Origin of the sequence: Hymenobacter sp. DG25B, from assembly GCF_000801315.1 — a bacterium.
GTDB lineage: Bacteria > Bacteroidota > Bacteroidia > Cytophagales > Hymenobacteraceae > Hymenobacter.
In genome coordinates this window covers 3,672,227-3,696,787 of sequence record NZ_CP010054.1, presented here as the reverse complement: position 1 = coordinate 3,696,787, position 24,561 = coordinate 3,672,227, and the positions used below count along the sequence as shown (strand labels likewise).

General features: G+C 57.1%; 17 protein-coding genes. 14 read left to right on the top strand and 3 right to left on the bottom strand.

From position 1 onward, the window contains the following. Positions 1-78: 78 nt before the first annotated feature. The 8 genes from PK28_RS15945 to PK28_RS15910 all read left to right on the top strand — a co-directional run bounded on the left by PK28_RS15945 (position 79) and on the right by PK28_RS15910 (position 7,660). Positions 79-762 (top strand): tyrosine-protein phosphatase, encoded by a 684-nt coding sequence (locus PK28_RS15945; RefSeq protein WP_231576183.1) that lies wholly within the window; start codon positions 79-81, stop codon positions 760-762. Position 763: 1 nt separating this feature from the next. Further along, on the top strand, positions 764-1,783 hold the full coding sequence (locus tag PK28_RS15940; protein ID WP_044515617.1) for an NAD-dependent epimerase/dehydratase family protein: 1,020 nt from the start codon (positions 764-766) through the stop codon (positions 1,781-1,783). Positions 1,784-1,874: 91 nt separating this feature from the next. Next, entirely contained in the window at positions 1,875-3,272 is a 1,398-nt protein-coding gene (locus tag PK28_RS15935) for a tetratricopeptide repeat protein (RefSeq protein WP_044515615.1), read from the top strand. A 199-nt stretch (positions 3,273-3,471) separates the two neighbouring features. Continuing rightward, a complete protein-coding gene (locus tag PK28_RS15930) occupies positions 3,472-4,305 on the top strand; it encodes a phosphosulfolactate synthase (RefSeq protein WP_044515612.1) in 834 nt (277 codons plus the stop codon). 104 nt (positions 4,306-4,409) lie between these two features. After that, positions 4,410-5,264, top strand: a complete 855-nt coding sequence (locus PK28_RS15925) for an alpha/beta hydrolase (RefSeq protein ID WP_197070429.1) — start codon at positions 4,410-4,412, stop codon at positions 5,262-5,264. 136 nt (positions 5,265-5,400) lie between these two features. Then, positions 5,401-6,048: a spermidine synthase gene (locus PK28_RS15920; RefSeq protein WP_044515609.1), complete on the top strand. Its 648-nt coding sequence runs from the start codon at positions 5,401-5,403 to the stop codon at positions 6,046-6,048. 101 nt (positions 6,049-6,149) lie between these two features. Then, positions 6,150-6,824, top strand: coding sequence for a DedA family protein (locus PK28_RS15915; RefSeq protein WP_044515606.1), 675 nt, complete (start codon positions 6,150-6,152; stop codon positions 6,822-6,824). A 95-nt stretch (positions 6,825-6,919) separates the two neighbouring features. Then, positions 6,920-7,660: a shikimate dehydrogenase family protein gene (locus PK28_RS15910; protein ID WP_044515604.1), complete on the top strand. Its 741-nt coding sequence runs from the start codon at positions 6,920-6,922 to the stop codon at positions 7,658-7,660. 197 nt (positions 7,661-7,857) lie between these two features. Here the strand turns inward: PK28_RS15910 and PK28_RS15905 are convergent, their stop codons facing one another. After that, positions 7,858-10,425 carry a TonB-dependent receptor gene (locus PK28_RS15905; RefSeq protein ID WP_048826158.1) on the bottom strand — a complete coding sequence of 856 codons (2,568 nt, stop codon included), beginning with the start codon at positions 10,423-10,425 and terminating at the stop codon, positions 7,858-7,860. A 995-nt stretch (positions 10,426-11,420) separates the two neighbouring features. Here PK28_RS15905 and PK28_RS15900 point away from each other — a divergent pair. The 4 genes from PK28_RS15900 (at position 11,421) to PK28_RS15885 (ending at position 16,591) form a co-directional block, all read left to right on the top strand. Continuing rightward, positions 11,421-12,002, top strand: a complete 582-nt coding sequence (locus PK28_RS15900) for an RNA polymerase sigma factor (RefSeq protein WP_044517375.1) — start codon at positions 11,421-11,423, stop codon at positions 12,000-12,002. Then, a complete protein-coding gene (locus PK28_RS15895) occupies positions 11,983-13,830 on the top strand; it encodes a hypothetical protein (RefSeq protein ID WP_044515602.1) in 1,848 nt (615 codons plus the stop codon). The genes PK28_RS15900 and PK28_RS15895 overlap by 20 nt, the downstream gene beginning before the upstream one ends. A gap of 186 nt (positions 13,831-14,016) precedes the next feature. Beyond that, positions 14,017-16,053 (top strand): excinuclease ABC subunit UvrB, encoded by a 2,037-nt coding sequence (gene uvrB, locus PK28_RS15890; RefSeq protein ID WP_044515599.1) that lies wholly within the window; start codon positions 14,017-14,019, stop codon positions 16,051-16,053. A gap of 55 nt (positions 16,054-16,108) precedes the next feature. Further along, positions 16,109-16,591 carry a hypothetical protein gene (locus PK28_RS15885; RefSeq protein ID WP_156126432.1) on the top strand — a complete coding sequence of 161 codons (483 nt, stop codon included), beginning with the start codon at positions 16,109-16,111 and terminating at the stop codon, positions 16,589-16,591. A 36-nt stretch (positions 16,592-16,627) separates the two neighbouring features. Here the strand turns inward: PK28_RS15885 and PK28_RS15880 are convergent, their stop codons facing one another. Together PK28_RS15880 and PK28_RS15875 are read right to left on the bottom strand one after the other, a co-directional pair. Next, complete coding sequence (locus PK28_RS15880; RefSeq protein ID WP_044517372.1) at positions 16,628-17,161, bottom strand: DUF421 domain-containing protein; 534 nt, start codon at positions 17,159-17,161, stop codon at positions 16,628-16,630. A 303-nt stretch (positions 17,162-17,464) separates the two neighbouring features. Further along, complete coding sequence (locus PK28_RS15875) at positions 17,465-18,469, bottom strand: chemotaxis protein CheB (RefSeq protein ID WP_071885162.1); 1,005 nt, start codon at positions 18,467-18,469, stop codon at positions 17,465-17,467. A gap of 208 nt (positions 18,470-18,677) precedes the next feature. Between PK28_RS15875 and PK28_RS15870 the strand changes: the two genes are divergently transcribed. After that, positions 18,678-21,704, top strand: a complete 3,027-nt coding sequence (locus PK28_RS15870) for a CheR family methyltransferase (protein ID WP_082017155.1) — start codon at positions 18,678-18,680, stop codon at positions 21,702-21,704. An 86-nt stretch (positions 21,705-21,790) separates the two neighbouring features. Next, on the top strand, positions 21,791-24,538 hold the full coding sequence (locus tag PK28_RS19245) for a PAS domain S-box protein (protein WP_048826155.1): 2,748 nt from the start codon (positions 21,791-21,793) through the stop codon (positions 24,536-24,538). The last annotated feature ends 23 nt before the right edge of the window (positions 24,539-24,561 follow it).

The following is a 24,561-nucleotide window of genomic DNA, read 5'->3' as shown; positions in this document are numbered from 1 at the left end:
GCATCGTTCCTAAGTAAATTGTTTGGCAGCCGGGCCGCAGCGGTGGAGGCGGTCTCTTTAGGAGCGTTGGAAGTAGATATGCATTCCCATCTGCTACCGGGGCTGGACGATGGGGCCGAAACCCTGGAGCATGCCGTAGAGCTTCTGCGCGAGATGCAGACCCTGGGTTACCGAAAGCTGGTGATGACGCCCCACATTATGGGCGACTTCTACAAAAACACCCCGGAAGGCGTCCGCACTGCGCTTAACAACTTACAGCAGGCTGCTCAGGAGGCCGGTATTACCGGTCTGGAGCTGGAATGTGCTGCTGAGTATTATCTGGATGAGTGGTTTGCCCAAAAGCTGGAAGCTACTGAACCACTGCTAAGTTTTGGCGGCAACCAGAAGTATCTGCTTTTTGAGACTTCTTACATCAACGAGCCGTTCAACCTGCAGGAAACCATCTTCAACCTCAAGGCAGCCGGTTACCAGCCCGTAATGGCCCATCCAGAGCGGTATACTTACCTCTACGGGCGCTTTCAGGAGCTGGAAAAGATTCGGGAATCCGGAGTTCTGCTGCAGGTGAATCTGAACTCCTTGTCAGGATATTATTCGTCTGGAGCCAAGCACGTGGCGGAGAAGCTTATTGACGCGGGTATGGTAGATATGCTGGGCACGGATGCGCATCATCGGAAACACACCGAAACCCTCCGCACCAAAGTCCTTATGGCAGAGTATCTGCAGAAAGCACTGGCGCTGCCTTTGCTCAATAAATACCTGTAAAATGGTCTTCGTTACAGGTGGCAGCGGGCTTATTGGCAGTTTCCTGATTCCGGCGTTGGTGGCGCGTGGTCTGTCAGTGCGCGCCCTCTACCGTAGTCAGATTCCGGCCATCCCGATGGCTGAGCAGGTAGAATGGGTGGAAGGCGACCTGCGCGATTCGCTGGCTATGCAGCAGGCATTGGAGGGAATAACCCACGTATTTCACTGTGCAGGCTTAGTCTCTTATGCACCGCAGGATGAAGACGCCTTGCTGCAAGTGAATGTAGAAGGCACAGCGGTACTGGTGGATGCTTGTCTGATGCAGCCCGAAATTCGCTTGTGCCATGTATCCTCAGTCGCTGCATTAGGGGAGGCAGCGGCTGCCTCACCGGCGGTACTTGGAAGCCTGCAGGTGGTTACGGAAGAGGCCAAGTGGGATTTAGGAGCCAGCCACTCAGCGTACGCGGCGTCTAAATACCTGGGCGAGCTGGAAGTATGGCGCGGTATTTCCGAAGGATTGTCGGCGGTGATTGTGAATCCATCCGTAATCTTAGGCCCCGCCGACTGGAACCGCAGCAGTACCCGGCTGTTTCAGTATGCTTACAATGAACATCTTTTTTACACGCCCGGCAACATTAACGTGGTGGATGTGCGCGACGTGGTAGCCGCTATGCTGCGTCTTACGCTGGACCTGACGGTAAGCGGGGAACGGTTTGTGCTGAGTGCGGCCGCCCTGCCCCTGCATGACTTCCTGACGCAGGCCGCTAAATGCTTCGGCAAAAAGCCACCTACTACGGCTGTGCCGGACTGGGCCGCCGAAGCCATCTGGCGGGTAGAGCATGTGCGTTCCGTACTCACCGGCGCCCGGCCGCTCATCACTAAAGATACTGCCCGGGCGGGCCGCCGTTCCTTGGTGTATGAGGCCACCAAAGTGCAGCAGGCAACCGGTCTTATTTTCCGGCCGGTAGCCGAGACGATTGCCTGGTGCTGCACGGAATTACAACGGAACGTGCACGCCTCCGGTGCGGTTGTTGTATCTTAGTATACCCATTCTCTTTTCCCAGTAAAAGAAGAGAATCTGACCGCAAATGCTGCCGTTTTGGCGGCGCCCTGCTGATAGTAGTAGCATGAGAATGAACGAAAATTTTGAGGACCGGGACGAAGTGCTGGATACCGTGCGCCGCTTTGAGCGCATGCTGACCAACAACGAGCCGGTGTTTTTTGATCTGGGCGATTTTGAGAACATCATCGACCATTATACCACCCATACCCAGTACGATAAAGCCCTGCGGGCCTGTGAGGCCGCTATTGCCCAATATCCTTTCAGCACGGAACTGCTCATCGACCGGTCACAGGTGCTGGCCATGAAAGGCGAGTACGTGGAGGCTGCCGCGCAGATTGAAGACGTCGCCCTGCTCGATCCGGACAATCCGGACGTGGCTGTGACGCGCGGTATCATTGCTACGCAGAAAGGAGATTTCTCGGAGGCCGTAGCTTACTTCCTGAGTGCGCTGGAGCGCGCGCCCGACCGCGACGATATCCACTTCAACCTGGGCCTGGCTTACCAAAGCTGGCAGAAGTTTAAGAGCGCGGCCAAATACTACAAGCAAAGCCTGCGCCTGAACCTGGATAATGAGGTGGCCGTGCAGGAACTGCTGTATTGCCTGGAAGTATCAGAGCGCCTAGAAACGAACCTGGAGTTTTTCCGCCGCTTCACCGATGACGACCCATATTCGGCTTTAGCCTGGTACAACCTGGGGCAGGCCTACTTCCGCCTGGGCCGCTACGATGATGCCGTGGCCGCTTTTGAGTACGCTATTCTCATTGATGGCAAGTTTTACGATGCGCACGGCTACCTGGCCAGCACGTACGTAAACCAGGAGCTTTACCGCAAGGCCATTCTGGAGTTTCAGCTGAGCTACGAGAAGGACAAGCCAACAGCCGAGGCGCTCTGTAACATTGGCGAGTGCCACGAGAAGCTGGCTGAGTGGGACCAGGCGCGCCGCTACTACCAGAAGTCCATCGACCTGGATGAAACCATGGACGAGGCTTGGTTTGGTATCGGTATTGTACTGAGCGCGCAGGACCGCAACTTCGAGGCTATTCACTTTTTCCGGCGGGCGGTAAACCTGTACGAGGAAAGCGTGGAGTACTGGATGGCGCTGGCCACGGCCGAGTACCAGGTAGGCAACATCGTCAGCGCCATTGAGTGCTACGACAAAGCTACCCAGGTAGCGCCGGACAATAAAGACGCCTGGCTGAACTGGAGCATTATTCTCTACGAGCAGGGTAACTATGACGGCGCTATTGACTTGATGCGCAACGCCGTGGAAATTCAGCCCGCCGAGGCCGAGCTGCATTACCGCTTGTGCGCCTACCTGCTGGCCGCCGGCCGCTACCGTGAGGCTTATGAGTGCTTGGAAAATGCTTTGGTACTAGATTTCGACAAGCACCGCCTGCTGTTTGACTATTTCCCCGAGCTGGAGTCGCAGCGCGCCCTGGCCCGGCTGATTGATCAGTACCGCAAGTAAGCGGCTTCAACAGCCATTTAATACAAAGAGCCCGGGAGGTTTGGCTATAGGCCAGCTTCCCGGGCTTCTTTCTTTGCGGCCAATATTAAAACTGAACAGTACTTTTGCGGATCGGATTTACTTTTTCCGGGTGGCGGCCCCTGTATTGCCAGCGGCCCGCTTTTCACACCTTTCACACCTAAGTGCTTATTTCCTTCTGATGAACTACGACCTGAACCAAATTCCTGAGCGCACCGCCAAACCCCGCGAACAAGGCTTTACCATGGTAATGGACAAAGGCCTGAGCGTGCGCGAAGTAGAGGACTTTCTGGAAGTAGGCGCCTCCTACACCGATATTGTAAAGCTGGGCTGGGCTACCTCGTACGTCACGCCTAACCTCAAGCGCAAGCTGGAAGTGTACAAAGAAGCCGGTATTCCGGTGTATTTCGGTGGTACCCTGTTCGAGGCCTTCATCATTCGCAATCAGTTTGATGACTACCGCCGCCTGCTGGATACCATGGGCATGGAATACGCCGAGGTATCCGACGGTTCCATTGATCTGGACCACGAGCGGAAGCTGGAGTTCATTCAGACGCTGTCGAAGGATGTGCGCGTGCTGTCGGAAGTAGGCTCCAAGGATGCTGAGAAGATCATTCCGCCCTACAAGTGGATTCAGCAGATGCGCACGGAGCTGGAAGCCGGTGCCGAAAAGGTAATTGGCGAAGCCCGCGAGGCCGGCAACGTGGGTCTGTTCCGCAGCACCGGCGAGGTGCGCTCCGGTCTGGTAGAAGAAATTCTGACCCAGATTCCCTTCGAGAAAATCATCTGGGAAGCTCCCCAGAAAGCGCAGCAGGTATGGTTTATCAAGATGCTGGGCGCCAACGTGAACCTGGGCAATATTGCCCCCAATGAAATTATCTCGCTGGAAACCATTCGGCTGGGTTTGCGCGGCGATACTTTCACGCACTTCCTGGATATGGATAATGTGGCCGAAATGTTCAAGCCCGAAGCAAAGGCCCCCGGCAAGCCCGGAACCTCCATGCCAAGAGGCTAAATCAGACTTTCAAAAACCCGCTTCCCTGGCCGGAAGCGGGTTTTTTCTTGCCCATCTGTTTTCTAAGAGCTATGATTTTTCGCTTGATTCTTTCTGGGTGGCTAATGCTACTTTCGGCAGTAGCCATGGCGCAGGCTACGGGCCGCGTGGAGCACCTACCGGATTTCCCCTCCAAGTTTGTGCAGCCGCGTAATGTGGATGTCTGGCTACCCGAGGGCTACGCGCCCGGCAAAAAATACCCGGTGCTGTACATGCATGATGGCCAGAATCTGTTCAGCCCCAAAACGTCTTACGGCGGCGTGGCCTGGGAGGTGGATAGTGTGCTCACGCAGCTGCAGCGGGATAAAAAAGTTCCGGCATGCATCGTAGTAGGCATCTGGAACTCGCCCAAACGCTTTGCCGAGTACACGCCCGAAAAGGCGTTCAATCTTATGTCGGCCGAGCGGCAGGCGGCCATAAAGCAGGAACGGCAGTCAGAGTCGTTGGCCGATGCTTATCTGCGCTTCGTGGTAGAAGAGTTAAAGCCCTATATCGACCAGCATTATCAAACCCGGCCCGACCGGAAGCACACCTTCGTGATGGGCAGCAGCATGGGCGGGCTCATTTCCCTGTATGCCGCGCTGGAATACCCACGGGTATTTGGTGGAGCAGGCTGCGTTTCCACGCACTGGCCGCTGAGTTTGAAATCGAATACGCCGGACTTTACCGAGGCAATGGTGCAGTATCTGGCGCAGAAGCTGCCGCGTCGGCACAAGCCCCGTCTGTACTTCGATTATGGTACCGCCACGCTGGATAGCTGGTACGAGCCCCACCAGCAGCGCATTGATTCCGTGCTGCGCGCCCATGGCTACGATGCCCGCCACTGGCAAACCCGCCGCTTTGAAGGCGCTGCGCACAACGAAGCCTCCTGGCAGCAGCGCCTGGCAGTGCCGCTGGAATTCCTGCTGGGGAAGAAATAACAGTAGCGCGAAGCTCCGGCTTCGCGGACGAGCGCAGCGAGTAGCAGGCGTATGCTCAACGCGTAGGAACTCGCGTTGCTCGTACACGAAGCGGGAGCTTCGCGCTACTTTTTGCATTCCCGTTACCTTGCAGGCTATGAAGAAGGCATTGAGCTATCTGTACCCGTTCACGCGCAAAGTGCCCTCCACTTATAATGGCGAGCTGGAAATTAGCCTGTACCAGGGGCGCAAGGTGCTGGACTCGCGCACGGCCAACTACTCTTATGGCTCTTTGCAGCGGGTGCTGCGCTTTGGCTTGCAGCAGATTTCGCTGGGCGGCTGCCGGCGCGTACTGCTCCTGGGGCTGGGCGGGGGCTCCGTTATCCAAACGCTGCGGGAAGACTTCGATTACCAGTACCACATTACCGCCGTCGATTTTGACCCGGTAGTGATAGAGCTGGCGGCGCAGGAGTTTGGTATAGCGCCCGGCCCGCGCCTGCAGATTGTGTGCGCCGATGCCTTTGCCTACGTGCAGGATGCGCATCCGCCCTTTGACCTGGTCCTGGTGGATCTGTTTGTGGATAGCGCCATTCAGGAAGGCGTTTTTGCGCCGGCTTTCTGGCAAAATGTATTCCGGCTGGTGCGCCCCGGCGGCCACGTTCTGCTGAATACCCTGCAGGCCGCCGTGCCAGCCGGCGCGCTGCAGCAATTGCAGAATGCTGTGCAAGCTTTGGGCGGTACCGTCAGGCTGTTTCCGAAGGTGGAAAAGCTGAACCTGCTGGTGCTGGTGCAGAAGCCCGCATAAGCTGCGCGCTGGCCCGGCCGGAAATACTTTTCCTGCACTTTAGCGGCAGCCTGTTTTCTTTGTAGAAATTATTCCGCCGCTTTTTCAGTCGTTTGCGCCCTATGGAGATTATCAAAGACTTTTTTGACCTGGTTCTGCACCTGGATGTGCACCTCAAGGCCATGGTGCTGGACTATGGGAACCTCACGTATCTGATTCTGTTCCTGATTATATTCACTGAAACCGGCGTAATTGTTTTTCCCTTCCTGCCCGGCGATTCGCTGCTGTTTGTGGCGGGCACGCTAGCCGCACAGCCGATAGCTGCCGGCTCGCCGGAAACCTTGCTAAACGTGTGGTATCTAATGCCGCTGCTGTTTGCGGCGGCTTTCCTGGGCGACAACCTGAATTATTTTGTGGGCGACTACCTAGGCCCGCGCGTGTTCCGCGAGAACTATAAACTGCTCAACCGCAAGTATCTAGATCAGACGCAGGCATTCTATGCCAAGCACGGAGGCAAAACCATCATTATGGCCCGCTTTATTCCCATTGTGCGCACGTTTGCGCCCTTTGTAGCCGGCGTAGGCACCATGAAATACAGCTACTTCATCAGCTACAGCGTTGCCGGCGCACTGCTGTGGGTGGTTTCTCTCACCATGGCCGGCTATCTGTTTGGCAATATCCCGGTGGTGCGCGACAACTTTACGCTGGTCATTTACGGCATCATTCTGTTTTCTATTTTGCCGCCGCTCTTTCAATTCCTGAAAAGCAAGTTTGCTGCCCGGCCTACCAGTGCCTAGAAAAATAGGATTTACTAAAAAAACCGCCCGGCCGTCATAGGTACCGGGCGGTTTTTTTGTTGCTTTGGAAGTGCTTAGCTAGAAAAGCACTGCCTATGAGGGAATTTGGATTGATTGGTCGCTCCTTGGAGCATTCTTTTTCGCAGACGTACTTCACCCAGAAGTTTGAAAACCTGGGCCTGAGCGACCATCGTTACGAGCTGTTTGAGCTGTATTCTATTACGGAGCTGCCCCGGCTGTTGGCGCAGCATCCGGAGCTGTGCGGCCTCAACGTAACCATTCCCTATAAAGAGCAGGTGTGGACGTATCTGGATGAAATGTCACCCATTGCGGCGCGCATTGGGGCCGTAAATGTTATTGAGTTTGCTGCCGATGGCCGCCGCATTGGTCACAATACCGACTATATCGGGTTTCAGGAATCGATGCGGCGCTTTTACCCCACGCGCGGCGACGATGCCGGCGCGCTGATTCTGGGCACGGGCGGCGCGGCCAAAGCCGTAGAAACCGCCCTGCGCGACCTGGGCATCCGGTGCTGGCTGGTCTCGCGCAACCCCCTGGCTGCCGGCCTTACCTACGCCGACCTTTCGCCCTCCCTGCTGCAGGCGCATTCGCTCATCATCAATACCACCCCGCTGGGCACGTACCCCAACGTAGCGGAGTGCCCCAGCATCCCCTACGAGCACCTCACGGAGCGCCACTACCTCTACGACCTGATTTATAACCCCGGCGAAACCCTCTTCATGCAGAAAGGCCGCGAAATGGGTGCTCACACCAAAAACGGCTTCGAAATGCTCTGCCTGCAGGCCGAAGCCGCATGGGCTATCTGGAATAAGTAAGTTGCAGAAGCACAGTATAACAGTATAAAAAGAACTGTCATCCTGAGCAAAGCGAAGGACCTTATCACGCTAGAACAGTGGTCGAAACAACGACTCGTTTTAACGTGATAAGGTCCTTCGCTTTGCTCAGGATGACAGCTTTTTTATTTAACAGGTATAGTAAACAGGTATACTAAGCTGTTTTAAGCTTGAAGCTGCTACTGCTGCCCGTTGCCGCCGCTTTCGCCCTGCTTCTGGTCGTCGTTGCGGATGCTGCGGGCGGGGCGCTTGGGCTTGTTCTCCAGCTTGCCGAAGCGGTAGCTGAAGGCGGCGCGCACGCCCCGGTTATACACGTAAGTGGTATTGGTGGAGCGGGAACGGCCGTTGTCGAAGTCGTTATCCAGCTTGATGTAGCGGGAGAAGGGGTTGTCGGCGTTCAGCGTCAGATCGGCCTTGCCTTTCAGCATTTCCTTGCGCAGGCCAATGGAGTACATCTGCCAGGGCGAGTTTTTGCCTTGCAGCTGAATACGCGGCGAGTTCAGCATGCCGAAGAACTGTAGGCTGAAGCCCTTCTCAAACTTGTAGCCGGAGTTGATGTTGGCCGAATACACAAAACCCGAGTTGCTGGTGTTCAGCGCCTGGCTTTTCAGGAAAACGTAAAACAGGCTAATGTTGCCGCTGATGTCCCATTTGGGCAAGGGCTTTACTGAGCCGAACAGGTTGGTGCCGTAGGTCTGGTTGCGGGCTACGTTGCCGAAGGTGGAAACCACCCGGCCCTGATTATCGGTGCGATAAATGCGCTCAATGGCGTTGTTGGTCTGGCGGGAATAGGCCGAGATGTTGATGACGGAGCCCTTCACGAAGGTGTTCCAGTTCACCTCGTAATTGTCGGTGAATTCGGCGTCCAGCTCCGGGTTGCCCTCCGAAATGTTGCGCGGGTCGGTTTCGTTGCGGTAAGGGTTCAGATAGAAAATGCTGGGGCGCTGAATGCGACGCGAGTAGCTCAGGCGGATGGTGGAGCCTTGCTGCTTGAGGTTGCGCGTAAGGGCCACGTTGGGCAGCAGATTGGTAAACGTGAGGCTGAACGGACGGTCCTGACTGGCAAAGTCACCCTCCAGATCGGTGCGCTCCACGCGGGCCCCCAGGCGCACGTTGTACTTCTTACCCAGGCTGGTAGCGTAGGTAGCGTAGCCGGCCATTACATCCTGATCATAGGTGTATTGGTTGGTCAGGCTGGGCACTTCGGCAAACTCGCCGGTATTCAGATCGGTGCGGCTCACGCGGAAGTCACTTTCCACCCGCCGCTGAATCAGCTTACCCCCAAACTCCACCGTTTGCTTTTCGCCAATGGGGTGCACGTAGTCGGTTTGCAGGGTGTTTTCCTGGTTGCTGGCTACGTTGGGGCTATATTCCTGGAACGTAGGCGTGCTGCCCGTGTAGTCCAGGGGAAACTGGTCTACATCGTAGAAGCGGTTGTTGTTATTGCGGTTGTGCTGCGCCAGCACCGACCACTCGCGGCGGCTGCCCGGCCCGAAGGTGCGGGTGTAGGTGCCGGTCAGGTCGTAGCTCCGGATTTTAAACTCCTGATTATAGTCGCGGGTGTAGTTACCGAACAGCGGGTTGCTGTTATCCGGCTCGCCGGCATCCAGGGTGTAGGTGTTATAGATATCCGCGTTGTTGCGGTGCTGGAACATGTTGCCGTTCAGCGACAGGCTGAAGGTGTGGTTGGTAGCTGGCTCATATTCCAACCCGATGCGGGCATTGCCGCCACCACCGTTGGAGCGGCCTTCGTTGCGCTGCATCAGGCGGCCCGTGGTGGTAATGCCGTCGGCGCTTACCACGCCCCGGTCTTCGCGGTCTACTTCCTGCACGCCAGGGGAGTAGTGCATCCAGCCATTGGCCGAGGAGGAAAACCCAAACTTACCTTTGCGGGCGTTCAGGCTCAGGTTACCGTTGGAGTTGCGGGTACCCACGGCCAGGCCCACGTTGCCATTCACCCCCTGCAGGTTATTTTCCTTCAGGACAATGTTGATGATACCGGCTGAGCCTTCCGCATCATACTTAGCCGAAGGGGAGGTAATCACCTCCACGTTTTTAATCTGGTCGGCGGGCAGCTGCTTGAGGGCTTCGGCAATGTCGCCGGCCATTACGGAGGATGGTTTGCCGTTGATGAGCACGCGCACGTTGCCGGAGCCGCGCAGCTGCAGGTTGCCATCGGGGTCCACGCTCACCATAGGGGCTTTGCGCAGCACGTCGGCGGCGGTGCCGCCTTTGTTGGTGTTGTCCTGGGCGGCGTTGTACACCAGGCGGTCAGGCTTGCTTTCCACCACGGGCCGCTCACCCGTCACGGTTACTTCATTCAGCTGCTTCACTTGGGAGGTCAGGTTTACCGTGCCCAGGTCGAGGCTCATTTTGCCTTCTGCCAGGGAAATAGCCTGCACCTGGCTGCCGTAGCCAATAAAGCTGATGGACAAGCGGTAAGACCCGGCTGCCAGGCCTTTCAGCACGAAACGGCCTTTCTCATCCGCAACAGTGCCATCCAGGGGCTGCTCGCCCACAGGAGGCAGCACCGTAATGGTGGCAAACTCCACCGGCTGCTTGGTAGTGGCATCTAACACAGTGCCGCTGATGCGGCCGGTGCCTTTTGCGGCCGGAGCCAGCGTAATAGCCGGGGCTGTGCCCGCCGGGCGCGTTGCGCCGGTAGCTGCCGGGGGCGTGCTTTGCGCCGCAGCCATATGAGTAATGAACGTAGTGCCGACCAGCAGCAACGCGGAAAGGTGTTTCATAGCATGTTAGGTGTAAGCGCAGTTAGAGCAAGTGGCCTGCAGTGTATCTCCCGGATAATCTCAACAACTCCTGCACAGATGGCAAAACGCAGCTGTGGGTTGCATTCCACGGCTTTTATTTTGTGCTTCCTTCTTAACCGATGAGTTTAATTTTTTTCCGGGTGCAAAGGTACCGTTCTGGCTACCCGCTGCCTACTATCCCGCTAACTTTATCTTCCTAAGGGCCACCCAACTGCGGGCTGCCGGAAACCGGCCGCAGCATACCAACTCGGCCAGAGAGAACCCGCCACCAAAAAGAACAGCCCCCCGAAACCGGGCGGCTGTGTTGCAGGAGGTGTGCAGGTTATGAATAGGAAATGTAGCATTTCGCGCTTGATTTCCTAGCGGTTTAACCGGAATGTTTTCTCGGAAAACCGACACGCTGGTAGCCCCTTATTCATTCCTGTCAGCTCGCCTCAGCAGAAAATTAACCGAAAGTTTACAGGCACTTTTATCGAATGCTATAGGAAGCCGGCGACGCTGGCATAGCGCTTGGTTCCTTCGTAGATTATATCAAGAACACAGCCTTACCATAACCTAACTAATACACCTCAGCCTACCCGCGCCTGCATTTAATTGAATTACGCCAGGTTACTTAGATTATAAGCTGAATTTTGTAAATATATAGTTGGTAATAAGGTAAATAGCGCCTTCTTAATATATTTCTGCAAACGGCATGCAACGCTTGGCTAACCCGCTGTACTCTTCAGAATACAGGGCGGGAGTCAATTCCCTTTTATTCACTTTTTCCAGTAGCCCCAGCGTATGCCCCAGCCTAGCACCCGGAGCAATTTTAGTGGCTTTATACCTTCTATCTACCCAGTGAAGGGAGGCAGCCGTAGTGGTTGGTTAGTAGCATGAGCGCGCTATTACCTACCTTCGGCGGGTCGGTTCTGGACAACCTGCTTGCGCCGGTGGCCATTGCCGAGCCGATTCTCCGCCCTGCCACTGCCCCTGTGCGTCCTCTCTCCTCACCACACACCCTGAGCGAGTCTGAACTGCTTGATGCTTGCCTGGCTGGTAGCCGCCTGGCACAAAAGCAGCTTTACGACCGATATTCTGCCAGGATGATGGCCGTTTGCATGCGGTATGCCCAAACCACGTTTGAGGCCGAAGACGTACTGCAGGAAGGCTTTCTGACGGTGTTTAAAAATCTGCCAAAATTCAGGCGGGAATGCCCACTGGAATTCTGGATTCGCCGTATCATGGTGAATGCTGCCCTGCGCCAGCACCGGCGCAACGCGCACCTGGTAGCAGTAAGCGAAGGCGAATACCCCGAAGACCTGGCCGATGAAGAATTTACCTTAGCCAATTATGGCTTTGAGGAGCTTCTGACCCTGATTCAGGAGCTGGCCCCGCGCTACCGGATGGTGTTCAACCTATTTGCTATTGAAGGCTATAGCCACAAAGAAATTGGGGAGCTGATGGGCATTTCCGAAGGCACCAGCAAGTCGCAGTACGCCCGGGCACGGGTTATTTTGAAAAACAAACTAGAGCGCCTCGACGCTCACCGGACCAATGGAACCTTCAGCCGATAAGCCCACCTCCCCCCAGAAGGGCGACCTGGAGTACCTGTTTCGCCAAAAATTTGAGGAAGCTGAACTGCAGCCCCGGGCCAACCTGTGGGAGCAGCTGGACCATGAGCTGGTAGTACAGCAAAATGAAACCTTCCGCGAGCGGCTCCGGGTACACCGCTGGGTAGCGGCTGCCTGCGTGCTCTTTATGCTGGGTATGGGGGGCTGGTTTGCCCTGCACTTCACCAGCAACCACGAAGCCGAGCTGGCTGCCGGCCTGCAGAATTTTCAGGAATCATCTGAGAATGCAAACGGCAACTCTGGCCGCAAGCTGCAACTGGCCGCCCAGGCACCTGCTGCCAACAGCGCCCGCCCATCGGTATCCAGCAATGCAGCTGCTGCATCCGGTAATACAACTTCTGCCCGGCAAGCCGGCGCCACGGTAGCGGCTTCCGGTAGCTCCTCGCAACCTCTAATTATCAATGGTACCCCGAATGCAGCAGGCAAGGAAAGCTTAGCGGATGCCGGTGCGCCTAAGCGTACTGCTACGGCGGCCGTAACCGCCAGCAGCAACCGCGAACTGCCAACTAATACGCAGGCGGCCAACACGGCCTCCGGAACCACCACTGCACCTCAAACCGAAACGAATAGCCAGTCTGTCCAGGGTCGCAACTCCTTCCTGGGCTATGCTGCTAACGGCACCACCCGCCCCCAGGCTGAAGTGACCGGACAGCAAAATTCTGCTGCAGCCACTAATGCGGTACCGGCTACTGGTGCTGCGCTGGCTACTCTTAACCCGAATACGTCTGCGCCAACGGTGGCGTCAGTAACTGCACCAGCAGCGGCCAATTCCGCAGCCACCACCCCGGCCACCACTACGGCTATGCAAGCAACCGCTACGGAGCAGGTAAATGCATTGGCCCCCCGCCCGGCGGCGCTGGATAATGCTTTGGCGGCGCTGCCTGCTTCCCTGGAGCAAACCTACACGCCTACTGCCTTGGCCTGGGCCGATGAGCTGGCCGCGAAGGACGAAAAGAAAATAGCGCAAAAAGGTGGCTGGAGCTTTGGTGGTGGCCACAACCTGTCTTCCTTCAACCCTAACGTTAATTTCTCCCGGGGTCCGCTCAGCACGCCTACTTTTCAGAAAACTTCGGCTACGGCCCGCGTAAATGCCCAGACGTATGAAGAGGCTGCCACCGAGTATCGCCATAACTTACAGGCTGGCCTGGGGCAGCGGGTTGCTTTAATGGCCCGCAAGCGGCTGGCTGGCCGCTGGAGTGCCACGGCCGGGGTAGAGGCCGCCGAATACCGCGCTTCTTCCCAGACCTCCTATGCAGCCCTTGCACCTAATATGCCCGCCACTTTTACCGGTGACTTGCAGCAGAAGACCCGCATCCGGACCCAGATGGCTACGGACCTGACGGCGCTGGCAGAACCGCAGACAACGCATTACCGCTACCGCACGGCAGGCCTGCCGGTGTCGCTGCAATATAGCGCGGCCGATAAAATGGGCTGGTCGTTATATGCCCGCATGGGGGCGGCGGTAAACCTGCTGTTTAATAGCCGGCTGACCCCTGAAAACACCAACCTGATTGGTGAGAAAGCATATAAGCTGAGCTCCCCGGACTCGCCTTATCGGCATGTGCTGGCCTCGTTGCGGGGTGGCGCTGGAATGCAGTACCGCCCGGTGGGTGCTACCTGGCTGGTAGCCCTGGGGCCGGCCGCCGAAACCGGCCTGAACACCCTGAACAATGAGCCTACCCAATCTTACTGGCATCAGAACCGGCCTTACTCTGTGGGGCTGGAGGCCAGCGTAGAGTTTGGCTTGAAACCGGTGGTTGCCGCCCACTAGTACCAGCAGTTGCGTCAAGCCGTTTGCGCCGGCAGTTATTCTACTGAAAGGACATTCCAATCGAATTTTGCTTTTAACTATTCCCCGGCAGGTCAAATAGCCGGGGAATTTTTATGTTCGTAGAAACCCAAAACGCAGTTGCCGGGTTATTCCAGGCTATCCTTTTGCATTCCTCTCTCTTTCTGCATGAAGTACCAGCTTACCTCGGAGTTTGAACCCACCGGCGACCAGCCCCAGGCCATTGCCCAACTGGTGCAGGGCATTAATAGTGGCGAGCATGTACAGGTGTTGCTGGGGGCCACGGGCACCGGCAAAACGTTTACCATGGCCAACGTTATTGCCGAAACCGGCAAGCCGGCCCTGGTGCTCTGCCACAACAAAACCCTGGCCGCCCAGCTCTACGGCGAGTTTAAAACGTTTTTTCCCAACAATGCCGTCGAGTACTACATCAGCTACTACGACTACTACCAGCCCGAGGCCTACATTGCCAGCACCGATGTCTTCATCGAGAAAGACCTGGCCATTAACCAGGAAATTGAAAAGCTGCGGCTGCACTGCACGTCTTCTCTGCTGAGCGGGCGGCGCGACATCATCGTTATTGCCTCCGTTTCCTGCATCTATGGCATCGGCAACCCCGAGGAATTCGCTAAAAACGTCATCTACCTGGCACCTGGCCTGCGCTACTCGCGCAATAACCTGCTCTACCAGTTTGTGCAGATTCTGTACTCCCGTACCGAGGCCGAATTCACGCGCGGCTCCTTCCGCGTGAAGGGCGACACGGTGGACGTATTCCCGGCCTACGCCGACTATGCCTACCGCATTTATTTCTACGGGGATGAAATCGAAAGCATTCAGAAGATAGATCCGCAGAGCGGCAAGAAGCTTTCCGATGAGAAAGACGTGACGCTGTACCCGGCCAACCTGTTCGTAACCGGCAAAGACACGCTGAATCAGGCCATCAAGGAAATTCAGTTTGACATGATGCAGCAGCACGCTTACTTCGAGAAGGAGGGGCGTGATTCTGAAGCCAAGCGCATTATGGAGCGCACCGAGTTCGACCTGGAAATGATTCGGGAGCTGGGTTACTGCTCCGGCATTGAGAACTACTCGCGCTATTTTGATGGCCGGGAGCCCGGCTCACGGCCCTTCTGCCTGCTGGATTACTTCCCCAAAGATTTCCTGCTGGTGGTAGACGAAAGCCACGTCACCATGCCCCAGATCCGGGCCATGTGGGGCGGCGACCGGAGCCGGAAAGCAGCCCTGATTGAGTATGGCTTCCGGCTGCCTTCTGCCTTTGATAACCGTCCGCTCACTTTCAATGAGTTTGAGAGCATGTTCCGGCAGGCGGTGTACGTTTCGGCCACCCCTGCCGACTATGAGCTGACCCAGGCCAATGGCGTAGTAGTAGAGCAGATTATCCGGCCCACCGGCCTGCTGGACCCCGTTATTGACGTGCGCCCATCCGTTAATCAGATTGATGACCTGCTGGATGAGGTAGACAACCGTGTGAAAATGGGCGACCGGGTGCTGGTAACCACGCTCACCAAGCGCATGGCCGAGGAGCTGCAAAAATACATGGAGCGCCTGGGCATCAAGTCCAGCTACGTGCACTCCGATGTGAAGAGCCTGGACCGGGTAGAAATCCTGCGCCAGCTTCGCCTGGGAGAAATTGATGTACTCATCGGGGTAAACCTGCTGCGCGAAGGCCTTGACCTGCCCGAAGTAAGTTTGGTAGCCATTCTGGATGCTGATAAGGAAGGCTTCCTGCGCGACCAGCGCAGCCTCATCCAGACTATGGGCCGCGCCGCCCGTAACGACCGGGGCAAGGTAATTATGTACGCCGACCGGATTACGGGCTCTATGCAGCGGGCCATGGATGAAACCAACCGCCGCCGCGCCACCCAAATGGCCTACAACGAGAAGCACGGCATTACCCCGCAAACCGTGAAAAAGTCCAGGGAGGCTATTATGGGCCAAACGTCGTTGTCGGACTACCGCGTTATCGAGCCCAAAGCCTATGTAGGGCCCAGCGAGGAAACGGCCATGTCCCTGGCTGCCGAGCCCGTGGTGGCTATGATGACGAAAGTGGACTTGGAAAAGCTCATCAAGCAAACCGAAAAGCAGATGGAAGCCGCCGCCAAAGAGCTGGACTTCCTGCAGGCCGCCAAATACCGCGACGAGCTAGCGGCGCTGAAGCAAATGCTGAAGATGAAGCGGGATTAAGGAGACTGTCAGATAAATGGATAGGTTTGCTTATTCTAACCTATCCATTTATCTGATGAAATTGTCCGGCTCCCGTATTCTACTGGCTGTTATGTTATTGGTAGGCGCTTTCTCTGGCCGCCCCGCTCTGGCGCAGAAAGCCGGTACGCAGTACATGCAAATCTTTTATTCGGGCGCGCAAAACCCTATGGGGCCTGTTATCCGGTTTAGCCCAGAATTTAAAGGGCAGAAGGAAGTGAGTTTGGCTCAGCCGGATGAGTACATGAAAATGTTTTTTGGGGAAAGTGAGTACGTGGGTAAAGTGCAGGAAACCCGCGCCGATGGGAGTGTTTACATTGATGGGATAAAGCAGAAAGAGACTACCAGCCAGGAAAAGCAAGACAATGTCATGCGCATCATGTCAGAGCACATGGATAACGTTACTGGCTTGCTGAGCAAAGCGCTGAATGAGGCTGCCGCTGATGGCTGGGAAGTAGTGGAAATGGCTGCCCAGGAGAAGGGAGCCATGGTGTACCTGTTGCGCAAAGGCCGAAAGTAATTTCCCTGACCTCAAAATTCTTTCTGAATGTACGGGCTATGACTCCGGCGCCGAGCCGGTCTTGTCCGGGCTGTGCTTGCGCTTAATTACGCTGATGCGGCCGTTGCGCTCCAGCACCACCTTTTTGGCCTGTGCCACTACCTCCACGCCACCACTGTCGCGCAGACCTTCGGCCAGGTCGTTGCGGGAAATATTGGTGCGCCGCAGGTTTTGCTGATGTAGCTCCCCGTCTTCCACCAGTACCTGCGCTTTGCCTTTGATGAGCAGGCCAACAAAGTCGGAGTAGTAGGCGGCAATGGCCAGCAGCCGGTGCAGCACCACAAATGCGGTGGCCGCTGCAATGGTGGGCCAGAAGGGCGAGGCCGCTACAATGGCCCGGCTGAGCACGGCCCCCAGGATTATCTTCAGGACCATATCAAAAGCGCTACCGCTGCTGAAAGCGCGCGTGCCCGCCAGCCGGAGCAGGGCCAGGGCTACAAAAAAGATAACCACCGCCCGCATCGACATTTGCAGCGCCGTGATATCATCCGAATGCACGTGTAAGCCTAAAAGCTCATTTAGCTCTTCCATCAGGTAGAGGAAAGAAAAAATCAGAAAGGGTGCGGCCTTTGCCAAGGCTGGTTGCTGCCGCCAGCAGTAGGGCCGGGTAGGCTTATATACCCCAAAGCCAACTTGGGAGTTACCGCCCGCAGCGGCTGTTGTCCGGAATACCGGGTTCAGCCTAACTGAGCCTTTAAGCCAAGTAACGCAGCCGGAACCCACGGGCATTTGTCAACATCAAAAGGCCGGTCTGCAGAGCCGGTCGGCCTTTTGATGTTGGGTAGCTTGTAAGGATAAACCGGTGGCCCTTGCGCTGTGGGCACTGCGGGGCCATCAGCTGGCCTGCTCAGTGGCGGGGTTAAGCTCCTGGCCGGAGAGCAGGAACTCCCGCAGCCGGTTGATATGCAGCTTCATTTCCTGAATACGTTCTTCCTGGCGCAGGCTCAGGTTGCCCTGGCCCCGGCCCGCCATGCTGATGAGTAGGTTTTTGCGCTCCTCCATCATGCGCATGGCCACCCATAGGGTTTCTTCCAGGCCTTGCTGGCTGCTTTCCAGCAGGGCTTCCGCAGCATAGGCGTGGCCCGTATGGCACCGGAAGCGCAGTACCTTGCTTTGGTTCACCTTCCATAACGAGCCGCCGCAGTCCGGGCAGGTAAGGGGCACAGGGGTGCCTAAAAGGGCAATTGCTTCCGTATCTCCCACAATACGCTCCGCAATAGCGGCCTCCATTTTAATGTCCTGAGGAATAACGGTGGTCCCGGTACCGGGCATCTGTACCAGGCGCGTCAGTAAATGCCCCATTTCGGAGAGGGGCACCACGTAATCAATGGCTACGTTGCTGAGGGCACTTTCCGGCATACTGGAAAACTCGGCCTCCTGAGGGTCCTGCACCACGGCCTGCCCGCCGGCGCGCTTAATCTGTTCCAGGCCGGCGGTGCCATCGTGCAGCATGCCGGTAAGGATAACGCCAATAGTGGCCGCCCCGTAATGGGCTGCGGCCGAGCGGAAGAGGGCATCGGCGGCGGGCCGGTAATTGTTTTCCCGGGGGCCTTTGGTGACCAGCAGCTTCCCGTCCCGCACCAGCAGGTGCCGGTCGGGTGGGGCCAGGTACAGCGTGCCGGCTTCCAGCGCCTGGCCGTGCGTGGGCAGCACACAGCGCAACTGGGTGTGTTTAGATAGTCGCTCTACGAGGTGCTGGCCGGAAGAATCGGGGTCAAAGTGCTGCACCACCAACACGGCGGCTGGTAGCGTGCCGGGCAGGTTGCTGACTACGCGCGTAAGCGCCGGCATACCACCCGCTGAAGCACCAATGACAATAATATAAGCTGGGTCTTCCACGGGGTAGTCAGCAAAAGCGTGTCAAAAGGAGGACCAACAGCTTCAGGCCCCATCTTTTAACCCTACGCGGCACTTCTGATTCGGTTTAACTTTTGCGCGGGCTGCCCCAAAGCACTAAATCCATCTTAGTCGGACTAAAACGGGGTTTATGTGTACTTTTGAATAGAGGCGCTACTCCTTTTTACCGGGTAGCCCTCTGCCTGCTGCTATGCCTACTACCAACCCTGCCTCTCCGGAAGAGAGACTTCCTGCTGAGCCGGTTTCAGCCTCGCCACCACCCATTGATACCCAGGTGTCGCAGGCGCAGCTACGCCGGGTGCAGGCCCAGGAAGATAGCCGGGAGACGTTTCCGATTGTAGGTATGGGCGGCTCGGCGGGCTCTTTGGGGGCCTTTGAGCAGTTTTTTCGGCACATGCCCCCCCACAGCGGTATTGCCTTTGTCGTGGTGATGCACCTGGCCCCTAATCCAAACGGCGAGCTGGCCCAAGTAATGCAGCGCTTTACCGACATGCCCGTGCTGGAAGCGGCCGATGGCATGAAGGTGCTGCCCAACCACGTGTATGTGATTCCGCCGGACCGCGACATGAGCATTCTGCACGGTACGCTGCTGCTGTTTCCGCCCACGCAGCCCCGCGGCAAGCGCCTGCCTATTGATTTGTTTTACCAAAGCCTGGCCAAAGATGCCCGGGAGCGGGCCGTGTGCATCATTTTCTCCGGCATGGGTGCCGATGGCACGCTAGGGCTGAAGATGGTGATGGAAAACTTTGGAATGGTGATGGTGCAAACCCCGGAAACGGCCGAGTACGATTCTATGCCCCGCTCCGCCATTGCCACCGAGTTTGTGGACTATATTCTCCCGGCCGATCAGCTGCCGAATAAGCTCCTGGAATACCTGCACAAGCCCATCATGGAGCGGCCCCGCCGGGAACGGCCCGAGTCGGTTTCGCGCCCGGCTCATGCGCTGCAGAAAATCTTTCTGCTCATCCGGACCCAAACCGGGCACGACTTCAGCTATTATAAGCGCAACACCGTGTTCCGGCGCATTGAGCGCCGCATGAATTCGCATCAGATTAAGGAGTTCACGCAATATGTGCGCTACCTGCAGGAAAACCCCTCGGAGGTAGATGCCCTGTTTAAGGAGCTGCTGATTGGCGTAACCAAGTTTTTCCGGGATCAGGAGGCCTATGATTCGCTGAAAACGCAGCTGATTCCCATGCTGCGCCAAAAGCCCATTAACAGTGTTTTTCGGGTGTGGGCGCCGGGCTGTTCTACCGGCGAGGAAGCCTACTCACTGGCTATGCTGCTGCAGGAGTGTCTGGAGCAGATAGAGCCCGGCCACTACCTCAAAATTCAGATTTTTGCTACCGATATCAATCCTCAGGGTATTGATTTTGCCCGGGCCGGGCTGTACCAGGATAACATTGTGGCTGATGTATCCCCGGAGCGGCTGGAACGCTTTTTCATCAAACAGGAAATCGGCTACCAGATTCGGAAAGAGGTGCGGGATGCCGTCATCTTTGCCCTCCACGATATCAACAAGGATGCGCCGTTTACCCGGCTAGACCTGCTTTGCTGCCGCAACCTGCTCATCTATCTATCGGCGGAACTGCAGCGCAACCTGCTGCCTGTGTTCCATTACGCCCTGAACCCGGGCGGCCTGCTGTTCCTGGGGCCCAGCGAAAATATGACGGGCTTTCATGAACTGTTTAAGCCCCTGGACATTAAATGGAAAATTTTCCGCCGCAACGATGCGTCCTCGTCCGTAACCCGTCTTGCCAATTTCCCATTCGCTCTTACCCGTCAGCAAACGTCGGTGCCAGTGGCAGCCAGTAGTATGAATACTTCCTCTCCCCGCAAAGACGGGACCTTTGCCTCCCTGGTGCAGAGAGTTATGCTGCGCGCCTTCACGCCGCCGGCCGTGCTTATCAATGCCAAGGGCGAAATCCTGTATGTGAATGGCCGCACGGGCCGCTACCTGGAGCCGGCGCCCGGGCTGGGCGGCCTGAACATCTTCGAAATGGCCCGCGAAGACTTAAACTACGAAATCAGTGCCGTAGTACACAAGGCCAGTACCGCCAGGGAAAGTGTGGTGGCCGAAAATGTAAAGGTGAAAACCGATGCCGGCTATCAGCTGCTGCGCATCAGCGTTACTTACCTCACCGAGCCCGATGCGCTGGCTGGCCTGATGCTGGTGGCCTTTGAAGACCAACCCACGCCGCGCCGGGTGCGCACCGGCAAAGCCAGCCCGGGCTCTGATCTGAGCCGCGACACCGTAGTGGCCGCGCTGGAAAAAGAGCTGCAATACACCAAGCACCGCCTGCAAACCACCATTGAGGAAATGGAAAGCAGCGTGGAAGAGCTCAAAAGCACCAACGAGGAGCTGCAGTCGGCCAACGAGGAGCTACAAAGCACCAACGAGGAGGCCATGACCAACAAGGAGGAAATGCAGAGCCTGAACGAGGAGCTCATGACGCTGAACATGCAGTATCTGAGCAAGACGGAAGAGCTAAGCCAGGCCGCCAACGACATGAAAAACCTGTTGGACGCCACCGAAATAGCTACGGTATTTCTGGATAATGATATGATTATCCGACGCTTTACGCCTTCCGTGGGCCGCATTATGCACCTGCAGCCAGCCGATGTGGGCCGGCCTATTACGCACTTCGCCAGCAACCTGCGCTACGCCAGCCTAATTCAGGACATCAACCAGGTGCTGGAGCGCCTGGTGAGTACGGAATCCATTATTCAGACCACCACCAATGAGTGGTACGCCATGCGGATTCTGCCCTACCGCACCCTGGATAACTACATCAGCGGGGCTGTTATCACCTTCACGGATATCTCCGGCCTGAAGCACCTGGAAGAGGAGCTGCAAAGCAGCCGCCGCTACGCCGAAAGTATTGTAGAAACCGTGCGCGAGCCCATGCTGGTGTTGGACCACGAGCTGCGCGTGCTAACCGTTAGCCAGGCATTTACGGAAGCCTTTGGGCAGGAGCCGGCCAAAGGCCAGCCCCTGGCCGAACTCAATAACGGCGTGTGGCGGCAGCCCATTCTGCGCGACAACCTGATGGACCTGCTCAACGGCGTCAGCGTCGGTTTCGATGACCTGCCGCTTGCACTTTCTTCCTTGAACCGGGATGAGCCGCCCCGCCATGTGCTGGTGTATGGCCGCCGCATCCACAGCGAGGGCCACCCCACCGACCGTATCCTGATGGGCGTTAGATTCGTCTATTAGAATTCCAGGCCGCGCCCTTTGCCTGGCTTTTTATTGATATTGATACCAAGTGTTTACGTAAAAACAGAATCTATCCCAGCAAGGCTATGGAAGCTCCCGGCTTTTTGTCCTCCGCACCCCTCGACACACAGGCTGCCCTGCGGGAGTTGCGGCTGCGCGCCGAGCGCCGGCAGCTGGCTACGCAGAGCCTAGCGCCTGATACCGCGCCAGAGGTGCAGCGGCTGGTGCAGGAGCTCCAGGTGCATCAGATAGAGCTGGAAATGCAGTATGAGGAGCTGCTGCTGGCCCAGGCCGAAGCCCAAAGCTCCCGTGCGCAGTACGTAGACCTCTATGATTTTGCCCCGGTAGGCTACTGCACCCTGGCCGCCGATAGCACCATCCTGCGGCTGAACCTGCAGGCCGCTCAGCAGCTGGGTACCGTGCGCCAGCAGCTGCAAGGTCGCCGGCTGGCCTTGTTTGTAGCCCAGGAGTGCCGGCTGGCTTTCAGTCACTTTGTAGAGCAGGTGCTGGCTTCTGATTTCCGCCAGACCACCACGATGGAAATGTGCCGGGAAAATGGCACTGCCCTGTTTGTGCGCCTGGAAGGCAATGCCATTACTAATGCACTGGGCGAGCGGCACTGCCTCCTGGCTATGATAGATGTAACGGAGCAGCACCAGGCCACCCGGGCGCTGGAGCTGAGTGAGCGGCGCTTCCGCACTCTGTTTGAGCAAAACCACGACGGCATGCTGCTGCTGCGCGACAACCGGTTTGTGGACTGCAACCCCGCCACCCTGCACCTGCTGGGCCTCACCGATAAAAAACAATTGCTGGGACAGCATGCCTCGGCCTTCTCGCCTAAGTACCAGCCCAACGGTCGGATATCCACGGTGTGGGCCGATGAGCTGTGGGAGCAGGCCCTGCGGCGGGGCTACTGCCGCTTTGAGTGGTGCCGCTACCGCCACGGCACGGAAGAGTTCTGGGGCGACATCCTGCTCACGGCCATTCCGGACAACGGCGGCACCCTGGTGCATGCGGCCTGGCGGGATATTACGGAGGAAAAGCAAGCGGCGCACCGGCTGCGCGAAAACGAGGCCCGGCTGCAGGAAGCCCTCACGGCCACGGCCATGGGCATTACCGACTGGAACCTGACCGATGACCAGTTATACTGGGATGACCGGGCGCAGGAAATATTCGGCCACGTCTTCGATGCCAACCCTGTGCCTTCCAGCGTAGCGCTTAGCTGCATTCACCCCGAAGACCGGCCCCGTCTGCTGGAGAATATCCGGAAGCTGCGCCAGGGAAAGCTGGCCCTGGATACTGAGTACCGCATCATCAAGCCCGACGGGACGGTGAGCTATGTAGCCATGGTGGGCCGCGTGTTTACCGAGGAAGACCACTCGCACGGGCGCCTGCTGGGGCTGGTGCGGGACATAACCTCCCGCAAGGAGGCTGCTGAGGAGCTGAGCTACAAAAACCGCCTGCTGGAGCATATTCTGGCTAACCTACCGGTAATGTTAGGCCGTCTTTCGCCGGAAGGCCATTTCCTGGAGCTGGTGGGAGCTGGCCTGCACCGCCTGGGGCTGCAGGATAATGAGCTGGTAGGCAAGAGCGTGTTTGAGGAGTTTCCGGCCCTCACGGAACCGATGAAAAAATTACTGACCGGGGAACCGCTCATATTTTTGGAGTATGCGGAGTACCAGGGCGAGCCGGTCTATTTTCAGAACTACGGCTTCTTTGAGGCCCAGCGGCAGCAGGGTATTGTGTTTGCCATTGATGTGACAGACTCGGAGCGGATGAAGCAGGAAATTCAGCGGGAGCAGGAGTTCACCAAAAGCCTGCTCGATAATAGCGTGGACGTAATTATGGCCCTGGATGCCGACCTGCGCGTAACAGCCTGGAACCAGCGCGCCACCCGCCTCACCAATATAGCAGAGGCAGCGGCACTGGGCCGTCTGCTGCCGGAGCTGCTCCCGCAACTGGACGCTAACCCCGAGTTTCAGGCGGTACTGCACACTGCCCTGGCCGGCGAAGCCGGCCATCTGCTGAACTGGGCTGGTTTTTTGCCCCAGGGTGCCTTCGACCTGCACATACGGCCCTTGCACCAAAGCACCGGCACGGGCGTGCTCATTCTGGCCCGCGACGTAACGGAGCGCAATGCCTTAATGACGGAAACCACTCATTTAAAGCTGCGCCAGCAGCAGATAGTGCTTTCCGCCATTCTCAACACGCAGGAAGAGGAGCGCCGCCGCATTGCCGAGAGCCTGCACAATGGCGTAGGCCAACTGCTGTATGCCACCAAGCTAAACCTGGATATGCTGCCGGAGTCGGCCCAGAAGCTGGCGGCCCAAAATCTGCTGGGCGAGGCTATCCGGGCTACGCGTACCATTTCCTACGAGCTAACGCCCAGCGTGCTGGAAAACTTTGGCCTGAAGGTGGCGCTGCAGGAGTTGGTAAAGCTGATTCCCCGCAGCCTGCCGGTAGATCTGAACCTGACTGGCCTGGATGAGCCCCTGCCCCGGCAGCTGCAAACGGCCATTTACCGCATGGTGCAGGAGCTGCTCAACAACATTATGAAACATGCGCAGGCCCGCGAGGCCTTTGTCTCGGTAGCCCGGGAAGATAACTATGTGTATGTGAGCGTGGAGGATGATGGGGTGGGTTTTGATACCAGTACGCCCCGGGCGGACCACGGTATTGGGCTGGCCGGCATACGTACCCGCGTGGCGCTGCTGGGCGGCACGCTCAACATTCATTCCCGCCTGGGTCAGGGCACCACCATTTCGCTCACCCTGCCGGTATTGGAAGCTCTGCCTTTGCCAGCTGACCTTGATTCGATAGAAAAAAAGTCCTGAGCCGGCATGGTGGCCTTTCCGGT